Origin of the sequence: Aquimarina macrocephali JAMB N27 (assembly GCF_000520995.1) — a bacterium.
GTDB classification, from domain to species: Bacteria; Bacteroidota; Bacteroidia; order Flavobacteriales; family Flavobacteriaceae; genus Aquimarina; species Aquimarina macrocephali.
On sequence record NZ_JACA01000007.1, the window covers coordinates 72,268 to 86,254 of the forward strand.

Here is a 13,987-nt window from a genome sequence, read left to right on the forward strand (position 1 = left end):
TTATGAGACTTTTTATAGCTTAGCATTTTAAAATCCCAAAATACTATGTTCAAATTTATAAAAACCATTGTTTTTTTACTCTTATGCCTAATGATCGGATGTAAAAATGAGTCAAAAAAAGATGGTATTGATCAATCAAAAATCATCAAACCCAATATTAATAAAGTAAAAAAAAATGAAAAGCCTTCCTTTGTTTGGGAAGGGTCCAATATATATTTTTTGTTAACCGACAGGTTTAAAAATGGAAATACTACAAATGATAAAGCTTTAGAACGAACCAAAAAAACTGGGAAACTTAGAGGTTTTGAAGGTGGCGATATTAAAGGGATTACTCAAAAAATAGAAGATGGATATTTTAGAGATCTTGGGATTAATGTGATTTGGTTCAGTCCTGTTGTTGAACAGATACACGGAAGTGTAGATGAAGGTACTGGAAATACATATGCGTTTCATGGATATTGGACAAAGGATTGGACAAAAATTGATCCTAATTTTGGGACTTATAAAGAACTGAAACAATTAGTAGAAACTGCCCATAAAAATGATATCCGAATTCTAATGGATGTTGTAATGAACCATACTGGCCCTGTTACCGAGCAAGACCCTGTTTGGCCAGATAGCTGGGTACGAACCTCTCCACAATGCACTTATAAAAATTATGAAAGCACTATAAATTGCACTCTGGTAAAAAATCTTCCTGATATAAAAACAGAGAATAATGAAAATGTAGAATTACCCGAAGCATTAATAAATAAATGGAAGGCAGAGGGGCGATTAGAAATAGAACTTGCAGAAATAGATATTTTCTTTACTAAAACAAGATTAAAAAGATCTCCTAAAAATTACATTATCAAATGGTTAACCGATTATGTTAGAGAATTAGGGATAGATGGATATCGAGTAGATACTGTAAAACATATTAGAGAAGATGCTTGGAGTACCCTGGCCGAGCAAGCTAAATTAGCCTTCTTAGAATGGAAATCAAAAAACCCAGATAAACTGCTGGATAATAATGAGTTCTTTATATTAGGTGAATTATATGGTTATGGAATCGATGGTAAGCGATATTATGATTTTGGAGACCGAAAAGTAGATTATTTTGCTCATGGGTTTGATAACATGATCAATTTTCAATTTAAACATGATGCTAATCAGCTTGATTATGAAAAATTGTTCAGTAAATACAGTAAAACCTTATATACAAATTTAATTGGTAAAGGGATAACCAATTATATAAGTTCTCATGATGATGGTAAACCTTTTGACAGTAAAAGAAATAAAACCTATGAATCTGCCACCAAACTGCTACTAACTCCCGGGATATCACAAATATATTATGGAGATGAAATAGCAAGACCCCTTATCATCGATGAAACTAAAGGAGATGCTACTCTTAGATCTAACATGAATTGGGATGCAATCAACAATGAGGATACCAAAGCATTATTAAGACATTGGCAAAAACTAGGGGTTTTTAGAAAAGATCATCCTGCTGTAGGAGCAGGTAAACACAAAATGATATCTCAAAAACCCTATGTGTTTTCAAGAAAGTATCATAAAAATGGAATATCAGACAAGGTAGTAATAGGATTAGGTCTTCCTATGGGAGAAAAAGTAATTAAAATTAATTCGGTTTTCCCAGAGGGAACCATTTTGGTTGATAAGTACTCGGGTAAAGAAATTACAATCTCTAATGATTCGGTAGCAGTCGATTCTGAATATGAAATTGTTCTATTGGCTATTAAAAAGTAAATTAATAATAAAAAATTCTTTTTAATCATAGATTGTCATCATATGACTATGAATCTTGTTTTATTTTTTTTCTAACATTCAAAAATAATACATCTCAATACCAAGCTGTATATAGCGATATATACATATACCTTATGTTTTCATAGAAATTTAAAGTAAAAACTAGACCCTATATCAGGTAATAATTTAGTAATTTATTGAAGTACGTAATACCCCTTGAAGAACTTACCTCCTTAGGATAAGGAGGTAAGTGTTGGGGAAAACAAAAAAAGTAAGGGAAAAATTGTAATTGGAATACATGTCAAAGATAAAGAGGTTTAGTGCATATACGGTTACGGTTTTACCTCAAACTTTAGCCGGAATAGTAGTATGGATTGAAGATAAAGCATTTAACTATTTGAAAAACAGGCATTTAACACAAAACAACCTTGTGTGTTAAATTATACTAAATAAAAAAAACAAATATATACGTAAATAAATACCCCAAATTGATTTCTAATAATTCAAGAAAAATCTAAATTTGCAATCATTAGTAGTTAATCATCTTTATAATATTACCCATTTGGAAAATAAAAAAGCAATCAAGTTAATCGATAAAATTCTGGTAGACCTGGAAAAAACAGGTATCAACACAGATGCACTAATTGGAGACCTTAAAGAATTAAGGACTTATGCTTTAGAAGAGCAAATACCACTAGTAGTAAAAGTTCTTAGGTTTACTTATGAACATATAGAAGAGAATAATTCTTTTCTCATACCAATTCCGGATGATGAACCTATAGATGAGGATACCGAAATAACAAATAATGAAGGAACCAAAGACCCAGTAGAGAGTCTTAAATATTTGGTATCACTTACAAAAAGTCTTAAAAACAGAACAAATATATCAGATTTAAAAGAGTATAGAGATGCTCTTATGGAGTATTAAATGGTAAATTCTAAATGAACCATTTTCTTTATCCTTTTAAAAAATCATAGATTTTTATAGAAGCGCTATATCTTTTATGTAAGGATAGCGCTTCTCTTTTTAATATAATTAGTCATTTTTAAGGACGTTATCAATCGTAGTAAGGTACTCTTCAAATTTTATTAAGTCGTTATGCGATCCCTTTGGTATTGTAATCATTCTTTTATTTGAAGCTGAAATACTATTAAATAATAGCTTCCCTGATGCATAAGGAACTACTCTATCGTCGGTTCCATGATAAATAGTGATATCACAAACTACATTTTGTATAAACTTATTAGACGGAATTTTATATCGTAATAACTTGTTTGTTGGAAAATAGGGCAACCAGTTTTCTGCTATATCATTCATATTGTAATAAGGTGTTTCTAATATTAAATGACCAGGTTGATTGTCTGAAGCGACTTTTACTGCAATTCCGGTACCAATGGATCTTCCATAAATAGTTATTTGATCTTTGGGGTACAATTCTAAAACATAGTTATAAAACAACTGAGCGTCCTCATATAATTTTTGTTCACTGATTTTTCCTGTACTTTTTCCATATCCTCGATAATCCATTACGATGATATCATATTTTTTTTTGGCAAAGAACATTGCTATTTCTCCCCAACGTTTCAAACTTCCTTTATTACCATGAAAATACAAAATCACCCCTTTAGGATCTTCATTAACAAAGCGAATAGCATTAAGACGACTGTTATCATTAGTTTTTATAAAAAACTCTTCAAAGGGATGCTTAAATTGAAAAACAAAATCATCAGAAAGCTTTTCTGGTTGAAAAATAATTTTTTCTTGAAAAAAGTAAAGTAACATCATAGCAATACTATAGAGTGATATACTCCACAATAGTATTTTTTTAAGCCTGCGCATTTGCTTTTTTTGAAGAGTGCACAACACCAATACTTGTATTAGAAAGGTTTATCTTTCTCATTTTAGAATTGATAATTTCTTCAAGCATCTTATGATAAGATTCGAAATTATTTAAATTTTTATGCCCTCCTCCTATCACAGTATACAATCGAGTAAGCTTTGGTCGAATTTTTGATAATTTAATACTTGATTTAAAAGGAATTAATTTATCGTGAGTGCCGTGTATAATATGAATAGGGCAATTTACATACTTAAGCCATTTATAGGTTGGTATAGGATACCTCATTATTAAAGAAATCGGCATAAAAGGTATAAACTTTGCAGCAACCTTATTTAGACTATAATATGGAGCATCCAATATCAACATTTTTGGATTATTAATAGAGGCAAGTTTTGTAGCAAATCCAGATCCCATTGAACGGCCATATAGAATAATATACTCTTCCTTTACTTTATCTTTAATCTTATTGTAGACAAACTGAAGATCTCTTTTTATTGCTTTAAAAGAACGTCTGCCCGTACTTTTACCAAACCCTCTATAATCCAACATAAATACGTCATATCCATGTCTTGTGAAGTCCACAGCAAATTTCCCCCAACCTTTTATACTTTTAGAGTTTCCTTTAAGATATAGAACAACGCCCTTTGGGTTCTCTACTTTAAAATGAAGACCATTAAGTATAGCTCCATCTCTTGTTTCCAGATTATACTCTTCTACAACCTGATTGTTATAATGAAATTCAAAATCCTTATCTAACTTCTCTGGTTTAAAAATAAAGTACTCCTGCAAATAATACAAGGTTATACTTACAACAATATACACTGCAAGAACACCAATTGCTATATATCCCCAATATGACATCCAATTATTCTTTTTTTGTAAGTATGTAATTTACAAAAAATTAAATTGAAATATAAAAAAATCCTGCCAAAGCAGGATTTCATATATATTATTTGTTAAAGTTTATCGTCGTGCGTCATAAATTCTGAATCGGACCCCTACTCGCGCATAAATATCAAAGAATTTACTATTAGTATCTGTAAGATTATCTACAAAATCGTTCATTACTCCTACTTCTGCCATAACATCGAACATCTCTCCTATCATTTGAGAAAAACCAGCTCCGTACACGCCACCTATAATCAAACTCTCATAGGCATCATCTTCTAATTCTACACCGTTTATTTCAAATTTTGTATTTACTCTAAAAGAAGGTCCAACATTAATAAAGCCACGAAAACGATCTTTACCATCACCAGTTAAGTATCTAAATTTTGGGTTAAACCCAACCTGTAGTGTTTCTGCATCACCTGTTCCTTCTATTTCGCTGGTACGTTGCAAAAGGTCTAAAGAAAAAACAATACTTGTTCTCGCTCTAACTCCCATTACATAACCATATCCGGCATTAACAAAAAAACCAGTTCCACCTGTAGTTTCGGTGTTATCAAGGTTTAGTTTAGAAAAAGTAGCTCCGGCAGAAACTTCCCAGCGATATTGTCCATAAGAAACAACAGAAAGCGTTGTAAAAAGAATAAAAAAGATTGTTTTTTTCATGATTTCGTTTTTAGATTTGAGGTTGTAGTAGAGCGAAAATACTAAAAATTAAAAAATGACCATAAAAAAACCTGCCATATGACAGGTTTTTTTATGGTCTATATTGAGATAATACCTTCTATTTATGCATAAAACCTTGTTTTTGCAATAAAAATTCTTCAGTTTCTACTATATCTTCATCAGGAATACAGCAATCTACAGGGCATACAGCCGCACATTGTGGTTCTTCATGAAACCCTTTACATTCTGTACATTTATCGGGAACTATATAATATACCTCGTCACTTACAGGCTCTTGTGCTTCATCAGCATTTACATTTTTACCTCCAGGAAGAACTACATCTCCTTCTAAATCTGTACCGTCAGAATATCTCCAATCATCAGCTCCTTCATAAATTGCAGTATTTGGGCATTCTGGCTCACAAGCACCACAGTTTATACATTCATCTGTTATTATAATTGCCATAGCTCTTTTTTATTCTAAATTTGCAGCACAAAAATAGCTCGTAAACTAGTGATAAACAAATAAGAGATGTTATTAAATGACCGTATCAAAGCTTTTTCTCAATTAGGAAAGTTTCTTAACCAATTCAAATCTACTGGTTATGAGAAAGTTAATACCCTTCATCGCAATGATGAATTTTTTGATGAAATGATTCATAAAACTACTACTGCAGTACATCATAATGGATGGTTTACAGAAGAAAATGTACTTTTTTCTCTACAGCAATGGAGTAATGCTCTTACCGAGAACAATTTAAAAGATTGGTTATCTCATTACTCATTAGAAAAAATAGAGCCAAAAACTGTTGGTATTATTATGGCAGGAAATATACCATTAGTAGGGTTTCATGATTTTCTTTCTGTACTAATTACAGGACATCATGTTTTGGTAAAACAATCCTCTAATGATAATCAGCTATTACCTTTTTTAGCTTCATACCTAATAGCAATAGAGCCTCGGTTTGAAGCATCTATCAAATTTACTTCAGAAAAATTTAAAGGTTTTGATGCAGTAATTGCAACAGGAAGTAACAATACTTCTCGATATTTTGAATATTATTTTGGTAAAGTTCCCAATATTATACGTAAAAACAGAAATTCTGTTGCAATTTTAACAGGAAATGAGACTAAAGAACAACTCGAAGTACTCGGCAATGATATTTTTAGATACTATGGATTAGGATGCAGGAGTGTATCAAAACTAATGGTCCCAAAAGGGTATGATTTTGATTCTTTTTTTAAAGCCATATATCCATATCATGATATCATCAATAGTGCAAAGTATGCTAACAATTATGATTACAATAAAGCAGTTTATCTTATGAGTAATTACAAATTGTTTGAAAATGGTTTTTTAATGCTCAAAGAGGATGAAAGTTATGCTTCTCCAATTGCAACATTATTTTATGAAACCTATGACTCTAAAGACCAGTTAAGTAAAAAAATACAAAATGACAGTGAAAAAATTCAATGTATTGTAGGTTCTGATTTTTCTCCAGAATGTATTGAATTTGGAGAAACTCAAAATCCTCAACTTTCAGATTATGCAGATGGTATAGATATTATTGAATTTTTGACAAAAATTAATTGAATAATTTATCATTTTGACAATGCTTTTGTATCATATTATTAGCACCTTTGTGGTGTTTTTTCTAACTCTCTTTTTTGAGTAAAAGAAAAGATCAAAAAACTATCTATTTAACAACAATTAAAAACTACAAATGAAACGGATACAATTAAAAATAATCAAAAACATAAAAGTTTAAGGTATTTATAATTGTTAAAGATTCCATGTGGCCATTAAAAACAACAAACATTAGCACATGAAAAAACATAATTTTAGCGCTGGACCCTGTATTTTACCACAAGAAGTATTTAAAGAAGCATCACAAGCAGTGTTAGATTTTAACAATTCTGGTCTTTCCATTCTGGAAATATCGCATCGTAGTAAAGATTTTGTTGATGTTATGGAAGAAGCCCGCAGTCTGGCTTTAGAATTATTAGGTCTTGAAGGTAAAGGATATAAAGCCTTATTTCTTCAAGGTGGGGCAAGTACTCAATTTCTAATGACTGCCTATAACCTACTACAATCAAAAGCAGGATACTTAAACACGGGAGCTTGGAGTGATAAAGCCGTAAAGGAGGCAAAAAAGTTTGGTGAAGTTATAGAAGTTGCTTCATCAAAAGATGCCAATTTCAACTTTATTCCCAAAAAATTAAATATTCCTACAGATTTAGATTATTTACACCTTACCAGTAATAATACTATTTATGGGACACAATTAAAGGATTTCCCTACTACAGATATCCCATTGGTATGTGATATGAGTAGCGATATCTTCTCCAGACAATTAGATTTTTCTAAATTTAGTTTGATTTATGCTGGGGCGCAAAAAAATATGGGACCTGCAGGAACAACACTTGTAGTTATAAAAGAAGATATTCTTGGTAAAATAGAAAGGGATATTCCTTCTATGTTAGACTATCAGGTTCATATTAGCAAAGCAAGTATGTTTAACACACCACCAGTTTATCCTGTTTATGTTTCTATGCTTACACTCCGTTGGCTAAAACAACTTGGCGGAATATCTGCAATAGAAGAATTAAACGAAAAAAAGGCTAACCTTATTTACTCTGAAATTGATGTAAACCCTCTATTTAAAGGATTTGCTGCCAAAGAAGATCGTTCTTATATGAATGCAACTTTTACGTTGGTAAATGAAGACCTTAAAGAAACTTTTGATGCCATGTGGAAAGAAGCAGGAATCAACGGAATCAATGGCCACAGAAGTATCGGAGGTTACAGAGCTAGTATGTACAATGCATTAAGCCTTGAAAGTGTTGCTGCTCTTGTTGATATAATGGGTGACCTGGAACGTAAAGCGTAAACTAACAACAATAATCATTAAGACAAGTCAACTTATAAGACTTAATATTCAAAATTTAAAACTTGAAAATGAAAGTATTAGCAAACGACGGAGTATCTCAAAGCGGAATTAAAGCTTTAGAAAAAAAAGGCTTCGAGGTTTTAACAACTACGGTAGCTCAAGATCAATTGGTTAATTATATTAATGAAAATGAAATTTCAGTACTACTTGTACGAAGTGCTACTAAAGTAAGAACAGATATTATTGATAATTGTCCTTCTCTTAAGATTATTGGTCGTGGTGGTGTAGGAATGGACAACATTGATGTAGCTTATGCCCGAGAAAAAGGACTACATGTAATTAATACTCCAGCAGCTTCTTCTGGATCCGTTGCAGAGTTGGTTTTTGCACACTTATATGGTAGTGTACGTTTTTTACATGATTCTAACCGTAATATGCCTCTAGAGGGTGATAGTAAATTCAAAAACCTAAAAAAAGCATATGGTAGCGGTATCGAATTAAGAGGAAAAACTCTTGGAGTAATCGGTATCGGACGAATAGGACAGGCAACTGCAAAAATTGCAATTGGAGTTGGAATGAATGTTATTGCCTATGATCCTTTTATTGAAGAAGTAGAAATACCATTAGAGTTCTTTGATGGACAATCATTAAATTTTAAGATCAAGACTGTATCCAAAGAAGAAGTTCTTAAAAATTCTGATTTTTTCACACTACACGTTCCTGCACAAAAAGAATATGTGATCGGGAATCCTGAAATCGAACAAATGAAAGATGGCGCAGGAATCATTAATGCTGCAAGAGGGGGAGTAATCGATGAAGTAGCATTGGTAGAAGCTTTAGAGAAAGGAAAGTTAGGTTTTGCAGGACTTGATGTATTCGAAAATGAACCTAGTCCGGCTATCAAAATATTGATGAATAGTAAAATATCGCTAACACCACATATTGGTGCAGCGACAGGAGAAGCTCAAGATCGTATTGGCCAAGAATTAGCCGAGCAAATTATTAAGATTTTGAACTAGACACGAAATATAAATTTCATATTGGTAAAGAGCCGTTTCAATGATTGAAACGGCTCTTTTTTTGCTCTTCATCCTATAAAATGGTTTTTCATCTTTTTTTTATCAAAATAAAATCAACTCTTAACTCTAATTCTAGTATTAATAATGTAAATTTAGATTCATTAAAAAATATTTACAATGTCAGGAATTTTAGATCTATTAAATAGCCCTATGGGCAAGCAAATTATCAACGGTGTAAGCTCACAAACGGGACAATCCGAAGGTAAAACCGGAGATTTATTAAGTATGGCTATGCCTGTACTTATGGGAGCAATGCAACGAAATGCATCTACTCCTGAAGGAGCTTCGGGACTATTAGGAGCACTAACAGGTAAGCATACTGGTGGGATTTTGGATAATTTAGGAGGTTTATTTGACGGTGGTGTTGATCAAAGTGTTACTAATGATGGAGCTGGTATTCTAGGTCATATTCTTGGAAATAAACAACCTGCAGTAGAAAATGCTTTAAGTCAAAAATCGGGAATCGATGCCGGTTCTGTGGCTCAAATACTAAAAGTTGCTGCTCCAATTCTTTTAGGAGTATTAGGAAAACAAGCTAAACAAAGTAATGTAAGTGATGCTAATGGGTTATCAGGTTTACTAGGTGGTATGTCTGGTGGTGGTTCTAAGCAACAATCATTGATAGAATCTTTCTTAGATGCAGATGGCGATGGGAGTATTCTTGATGATGTTGCCGGAATGTTACTAAGTGGTGGTGGAAAGAAAAAAGGAGGTCTTGGAGGATTATTAGGCGGTCTTTTCGGAAAATAATACTCCTACCCTATAGTCAAATAATATAATTTTATTATTTTGAATATATCAAAAGAAAGGGCTTATTAGAGTTGTACGACTTTAATAAGCTTTTATTTTTAACCAACTATCTTCAATATGAAAAAATTACTAATTTTAGTATTATTTCTATATGGCACAAACACTATTGCCCAAATCGATGCTAATGCACTACTAGGATTACCAGGAGCTACCACAACCGATATAAATAACATTAGTACAATTACGATACAAGAAGGATCTTTAGTATTTGATACAGTAAAAAAAAAGGTATTTCAATTTAACGGAACAGAATGGAAAGAATTACTTGAATCTCCATCTGTATTTGCTAAAACCGGAAATTACACTCTCGTAGATACAGACAATCATAATATACTAACTTTTAATAGTGCTACAGATGTTACACTAACAGTTCCTGTAGGGCTCCCTATAGGATACAATGTTAGTATCTATCAAACAGGAGCAGGAAAAGTAACTGTTTCAGGAGCTGCAGGAGTAACTATAAAAAATAGATTATTACGATTTAAAACAGCAGGATTAGATGCCGGAGCTGGTATTGTATGTACAGCAACGAATACATTTCATATCACTGGGGATTTAAAAAGAAATTAATAACATGAGAAGATTATTACTTTACATATGTTTATTTTTTTCAAGCTTCGGTTATTGTCAAATTGGTCAACACAATAACTTTCCGACGATGAGGCCATCTCATATTCTGGATGAAAAACTCACCAATATTAGTTTTGCCTTCTCGCTTCGTGTATTAGAATCTGATTATAACGGTCCTATTATACGTTTAAGAAGAGATAGTGATAATACCCAACAGGATTTTGGATGGGCTGATAATGATATTGTAGATGTAGCAGCAATAGATACATGGAGAGGTGCTGCAAATGTATTTGTAGTCACATGGTATGATCAAAGTGGTTTAGGTAGAAATGCAATTCAGAATACCAATGCTTTTCAGCCTCGTTTTATAACTGATCCCACGAGGCCCTATTTTTTTGGAGATGGTAATAATGACCGATTGGATATCAACACAAGTATCCAAATTCTTACTAATGCAGGAGTTAATGGTTCTGTATTTACAGTGCTATACTCTACTTCTAATAACCAGTTTTCATTTGGTACAAGACAGCCAGGTGCTAATAGAAATCGATGGTCTATTCATGTAAACTGGTCAAACAATAGAGTTTATTTTGACTCAGGTATTTGCTGTAGTGAGCCTGTACGATGGGCTTCAAACACCAATAATCAATGGCAACAACTCTCATTTATCCGTGCTAATGTTGTACAAACTATTCGACGATCAGGAACCATTCTTAGAACCGGAAATTATACTTTAGGTCGATGCACAGCTACAAATGGTGCCGGAATCCTATATTCTAATGGAAATAATTCACAATTTGCAACCAACCGATTTACTGAGTTGATCATGTATCGTATGGATATTAATCTTACTGATACTCAAGAAATTGAACAAGATCAAATTGATTTCTGGAATTTATAATTTCTACAACACTTTAGTATTCTTTTTTTAGATATATTTATAAGGTTATGAAAAATTGTATTTATATATTAATCTTAGGAATATTCATTTATAGTTGTTCTACAACCAAAAATAGAAAAATGGATGTAGCCTCTACCGATACCGCTTCAGATACCGTAAGAATAGCAAATGATAGTCTGGAATATGAAATTATTATCATCGAACCTGGATTTAATTCATGGCTGGTAACGCAAAGGCCAAGAGGTTTTTATTCTGAGACATTTTTAGAAACTAGGAATCGCATATATGTCACAGAATATAATCAACGGGTAATGCAACCACAACGATTTGATCCTAATTTATATCTTCAGCAAATCAATTATCAATATGCAACGCATTATGGTTATGAGGTAAACTACCTTTTATATAATTATTTTATATATTTTGAACAGCGCTATAGGCAACGATTTATTGCTACAAGAGGGCGACGATTTTGATTTAAATTCTTTTTAATTATTGTACTTTTGCGCTATGCAAAAATTTAAGGAACGCTGGGAAATAGAACGTAGTTGGCAATTAGTATTTCCCGTATTAGGATTACTCGGTTTAGTATTCTCTTCTTATCTGATTGGTAAGTATATTCTGGAATTATTACCAATAGATCAGACCGATAGCATCTATATTGGTACACTATCGGCCATAATACTTTTTCTATTTTCGATATTCCTTTTCATTACTCTGAAGCTTTTTAATATTCTGGAGACAAAGTGGAATGTTTCGTATCGATGGGAACTCATAGCAATCTTTATTGCTTTTGCAGTTACAGGATCTACTGCAGCTCGTATTTCTGATCCTATACTTACTTTTATAGGACTACATAGAGATACAACAAATGGATGGTTGTATTGGCCTATCAGAATATTATTTATATTTCCAATATACCAAATATTACTTGTCATCGTAGGATGGCTCTTTGGGCAATTTAAATTTTTCTGGGGTTTTGAAAAAAAGATGTTAAGCAGAATGGGATTTGCTCGTTTCTTTAAAGATTAAGAAATATCAACATCAATAATCTCTTTTACTTTTTCTTTTTTAATCACATACGTATATACCCACATTATTGTAAATGTTGGTACAATATCCATACCCGGTAGTGCTTCTTCTACAAATGTAAATACTCCGGCTGCCTTACCAATATTACCTTTATACATTCTGGTCATCAACCAACCCGCTAAAGGAGCCCATATTACATCTGCAAATTCACCAATTCCCGGAATAGCATAGCTAACCATTCCTAAGCCATCAAAAAGTAAACTTAATCCAAGTTTTTTGTATTTGTCTTTTGCCATATTTAATACATAATTTATAGTTTAATATACAACAAATAAAGCAAAGAGTATTCCAAAAATTTGTTACCCCAAATCAGCCGTAATTAATCTCAAAAACTCTGATCGAGTTTCTATTTTTTCAAATTGCCCTCTAAAACCAGAAGTGGTTGTTACCGAATTCTGCTTTTGTACTCCACGCATCATCATACACATATGAGAAGCTTCAATCACTACAGCAACACCTTTCGGTTTCAATGTATTATTAATACACTCTAAAATATCATGTGTAAGCCGTTCCTGTACTTGTAATCGCCTTGCAAATACATCAACAATTCTAGGTAATTTGCTTAATCCTACTATATATCCATCAGGTATATATGCAATATGTGCTTTACCAAAAAAGGGTAACATATGATGTTCACACAACGAATATAGTTCGATATCCTTAACTATAACCATATCATCATAGCCTTCCTTAAACATAGCACTTTTAAGAATTTCGGCTGGATCCTGATGGTATCCCTGAGTAAGAAACTGCATTGCTTTTGCTGCTCGCTCAGGAGTTTTAACAATACCTTCTCTTTTTATATCTTCTCCAAGATCTTCAATAATAGATTCAAATTTTTCTTTTACTTCTTCTGTTACTTTTATATTGTATTCTTCAAAATGTTTATACGGCATAGCAATTAATTCTGTATTTCTTTTTTCAATTTATTTTTAAAGGTAGTATTTAATTTATTAAGTTTTGGGTTTATCACAAATTGACAATATCCCTGACTACTATTTTGATTATAGTAATCCTGATGGTATCCTTCTGCATTATAAAATGGTCCCAGTTTGGTTATTTCTGTAACTATAGGATCATCAAAAACGAAGTCATTCTTAAGGGTTGCAATTATTTGTTCTGCTATCTGTTGTTGTTGTTCATCAACATAAAATATAGCACTTCGATATTGTGTACCACGATCTGCTCCTTGACTATTTAATGTTGTAGGATCATGTGTAGCAAAAAATATTTCTAATAGTTCTTTATAGCTAATGAGGTTAGGATCATATTCGATTTTAATCGCTTCAGCATGGCCTGTTCTTCCTGTTGTAATCTCACGGTATGCAGGGTTTTTTATAGTTCCTCCTGTATATCCCGATATTACCTTATGCACCCCTTCTAAGCGCTGAAAAACTGCCTCTGTACACCAAAAACACCCTCCAGCAAATACTGCGGTTTCTATATTATTTTCTTTCATAACTAAATAGTCGTAATTTTTTTAACAAAAATACATAT

The 13,987-nt window shown here is 32.3% G+C and carries 18 protein-coding genes; 11 read left to right on the plus strand and 7 right to left on the minus strand.

Going from position 1 to position 13,987, the window contains the following annotated elements; all coding sequences use genetic code 11:
• The first annotated feature begins 45 nt into the window (after positions 1-45).
• From Z054_RS0107405 to Z054_RS0107410, 3 genes are all read left to right on the plus strand, one after another.
• On the plus strand, positions 46-1,752 hold the full coding sequence (locus tag Z054_RS0107405; protein WP_035090981.1) for an alpha-amylase family glycosyl hydrolase: 1,707 nt from the start codon (positions 46-48) through the stop codon (positions 1,750-1,752).
• Between the two features lie 298 nt (positions 1,753-2,050).
• Positions 2,051-2,191 (plus strand): hypothetical protein, encoded by a 141-nt coding sequence (locus Z054_RS31595; protein WP_161635250.1) that lies wholly within the window; start codon positions 2,051-2,053, stop codon positions 2,189-2,191.
• A 123-nt stretch (positions 2,192-2,314) separates the two neighbouring features.
• Positions 2,315-2,680 carry a hypothetical protein gene (locus Z054_RS0107410; RefSeq protein WP_024769447.1) on the plus strand — a complete coding sequence of 122 codons (366 nt, stop codon included), beginning with the start codon at positions 2,315-2,317 and terminating at the stop codon, positions 2,678-2,680.
• A gap of 108 nt (positions 2,681-2,788) precedes the next feature.
• On the opposite strand, the gene Z054_RS0107415 is transcribed toward Z054_RS0107410, so the two are convergent.
• From Z054_RS0107415 to Z054_RS0107430, 4 genes are all read right to left on the minus strand, one after another.
• Positions 2,789-3,592: an alpha/beta hydrolase gene (locus Z054_RS0107415; protein ID WP_024769448.1), complete on the minus strand. Its 804-nt coding sequence runs from the start codon at positions 3,590-3,592 to the stop codon at positions 2,789-2,791.
• Entirely contained in the window at positions 3,579-4,454 is an 876-nt protein-coding gene (locus tag Z054_RS0107420) for an alpha/beta hydrolase (RefSeq protein ID WP_024769449.1), read from the minus strand. Before Z054_RS0107420 ends, Z054_RS0107415 begins: the two co-directional genes overlap by 14 nt.
• A 102-nt stretch (positions 4,455-4,556) precedes the next feature.
• Positions 4,557-5,147: a porin family protein gene (locus tag Z054_RS0107425; RefSeq protein WP_024769450.1), complete on the minus strand. Its 591-nt coding sequence runs from the start codon at positions 5,145-5,147 to the stop codon at positions 4,557-4,559.
• Positions 5,148-5,265: 118 nt separating this feature from the next.
• Positions 5,266-5,613, minus strand: coding sequence for a 4Fe-4S dicluster domain-containing protein (locus tag Z054_RS0107430; RefSeq protein WP_024769451.1), 348 nt, complete (start codon positions 5,611-5,613; stop codon positions 5,266-5,268).
• Between the two features lie 66 nt (positions 5,614-5,679).
• Between Z054_RS0107430 and Z054_RS0107435 the strand changes: the two genes are divergently transcribed.
• The 8 genes from Z054_RS0107435 to Z054_RS0107470 all read left to right on the plus strand — a co-directional run bounded on the left by Z054_RS0107435 (position 5,680) and on the right by Z054_RS0107470 (position 12,430).
• The gene (locus tag Z054_RS0107435; RefSeq protein ID WP_024769452.1) at positions 5,680-6,741 is read left to right on the plus strand and encodes an acyl-CoA reductase; all 1,062 of its coding nucleotides are present in this window, start codon (positions 5,680-5,682) and stop codon (positions 6,739-6,741) included.
• A gap of 232 nt (positions 6,742-6,973) precedes the next feature.
• Positions 6,974-8,038, plus strand: coding sequence for a 3-phosphoserine/phosphohydroxythreonine transaminase (gene serC / locus Z054_RS0107440; protein WP_024769453.1), 1,065 nt, complete (start codon positions 6,974-6,976; stop codon positions 8,036-8,038).
• 68 nt (positions 8,039-8,106) lie between these two features.
• A complete protein-coding gene (locus tag Z054_RS0107445) occupies positions 8,107-9,057 on the plus strand; it encodes a D-2-hydroxyacid dehydrogenase (RefSeq protein ID WP_024769454.1) in 951 nt (316 codons plus the stop codon).
• Between the two features lie 177 nt (positions 9,058-9,234).
• Positions 9,235-9,867: a DUF937 domain-containing protein gene (locus Z054_RS0107450; protein WP_024769455.1), complete on the plus strand. Its 633-nt coding sequence runs from the start codon at positions 9,235-9,237 to the stop codon at positions 9,865-9,867.
• Positions 9,868-9,984: 117 nt separating this feature from the next.
• Positions 9,985-10,497: a hypothetical protein gene (locus Z054_RS0107455; protein WP_024769456.1), complete on the plus strand. Its 513-nt coding sequence runs from the start codon at positions 9,985-9,987 to the stop codon at positions 10,495-10,497.
• A gap of 88 nt (positions 10,498-10,585) precedes the next feature.
• Entirely contained in the window at positions 10,586-11,398 is an 813-nt protein-coding gene (locus Z054_RS0107460; protein WP_024769457.1) for an arabinofuranosidase catalytic domain-containing protein, read from the plus strand.
• A gap of 47 nt (positions 11,399-11,445) precedes the next feature.
• Positions 11,446-11,874, plus strand: a complete 429-nt coding sequence (locus Z054_RS0107465; protein ID WP_024769458.1) for a DUF6146 family protein — start codon at positions 11,446-11,448, stop codon at positions 11,872-11,874.
• A 34-nt stretch (positions 11,875-11,908) separates the two neighbouring features.
• Positions 11,909-12,430, plus strand: a complete 522-nt coding sequence (locus tag Z054_RS0107470) for a DUF6787 family protein (protein ID WP_024769459.1) — start codon at positions 11,909-11,911, stop codon at positions 12,428-12,430.
• Here Z054_RS0107470 and Z054_RS0107475 read toward each other — a convergent pair.
• The 3 genes from Z054_RS0107475 to msrA form a co-directional block, all read right to left on the minus strand.
• On the minus strand, positions 12,427-12,726 hold the full coding sequence (locus Z054_RS0107475) for a hypothetical protein (protein ID WP_024769460.1): 300 nt from the start codon (positions 12,724-12,726) through the stop codon (positions 12,427-12,429). The genes Z054_RS0107470 and Z054_RS0107475 overlap by 4 nt on opposite strands.
• Before the next feature lie 63 nt (positions 12,727-12,789).
• Positions 12,790-13,386 carry a GTP cyclohydrolase I FolE gene (gene folE / locus Z054_RS0107480; protein ID WP_024769461.1) on the minus strand — a complete coding sequence of 199 codons (597 nt, stop codon included), beginning with the start codon at positions 13,384-13,386 and terminating at the stop codon, positions 12,790-12,792.
• 5 nt (positions 13,387-13,391) lie between these two features.
• Positions 13,392-13,949 (minus strand): peptide-methionine (S)-S-oxide reductase MsrA, encoded by a 558-nt coding sequence (gene msrA / locus Z054_RS0107485; RefSeq protein ID WP_024769462.1) that lies wholly within the window; start codon positions 13,947-13,949, stop codon positions 13,392-13,394.
• Positions 13,950-13,987 lie beyond the last annotated feature (38 nt).

Coding starts and splice junctions, on each gene's coding strand:
- Z054_RS0107405 (WP_035090981.1), top strand. CDS start 46: ATGTTCAAATTTATAAAAACCATTGTTTTTTTACTCTTATGCCTAATG.
- Z054_RS31595 (WP_161635250.1), top strand. CDS start 2,051: ATGTCAAAGATAAAGAGGTTTAGTGCATATACGGTTACGGTTTTACCT.
- Z054_RS0107415 (WP_024769448.1), bottom strand. CDS start 3,592: ATGCGCAGGCTTAAAAAAATACTATTGTGGAGTATATCACTCTATAGT.
- Z054_RS0107420 (WP_024769449.1), bottom strand. CDS start 4,454: ATGTCATATTGGGGATATATAGCAATTGGTGTTCTTGCAGTGTATATT.
- Z054_RS0107425 (WP_024769450.1), bottom strand. CDS start 5,147: ATGAAAAAAACAATCTTTTTTATTCTTTTTACAACGCTTTCTGTTGTT.
- Z054_RS0107430 (WP_024769451.1), bottom strand. CDS start 5,613: ATGGCAATTATAATAACAGATGAATGTATAAACTGTGGTGCTTGTGAG.
- Z054_RS0107435 (WP_024769452.1), top strand. CDS start 5,680: ATGTTATTAAATGACCGTATCAAAGCTTTTTCTCAATTAGGAAAGTTT.
- serC (WP_024769453.1), top strand. CDS start 6,974: ATGAAAAAACATAATTTTAGCGCTGGACCCTGTATTTTACCACAAGAA.
- Z054_RS0107445 (WP_024769454.1), top strand. CDS start 8,107: ATGAAAGTATTAGCAAACGACGGAGTATCTCAAAGCGGAATTAAAGCT.
- Z054_RS0107450 (WP_024769455.1), top strand. CDS start 9,235: ATGTCAGGAATTTTAGATCTATTAAATAGCCCTATGGGCAAGCAAATT.
- Z054_RS0107455 (WP_024769456.1), top strand. CDS start 9,985: ATGAAAAAATTACTAATTTTAGTATTATTTCTATATGGCACAAACACT.
- Z054_RS0107460 (WP_024769457.1), top strand. CDS start 10,586: ATGAGGCCATCTCATATTCTGGATGAAAAACTCACCAATATTAGTTTT.
- Z054_RS0107465 (WP_024769458.1), top strand. CDS start 11,446: ATGAAAAATTGTATTTATATATTAATCTTAGGAATATTCATTTATAGT.
- Z054_RS0107470 (WP_024769459.1), top strand. CDS start 11,909: ATGCAAAAATTTAAGGAACGCTGGGAAATAGAACGTAGTTGGCAATTA.
- Z054_RS0107475 (WP_024769460.1), bottom strand. CDS start 12,726: ATGGCAAAAGACAAATACAAAAAACTTGGATTAAGTTTACTTTTTGAT.
- folE (WP_024769461.1), bottom strand. CDS start 13,386: ATGCCGTATAAACATTTTGAAGAATACAATATAAAAGTAACAGAAGAA.
- msrA (WP_024769462.1), bottom strand. CDS start 13,949: ATGAAAGAAAATAATATAGAAACCGCAGTATTTGCTGGAGGGTGTTTT.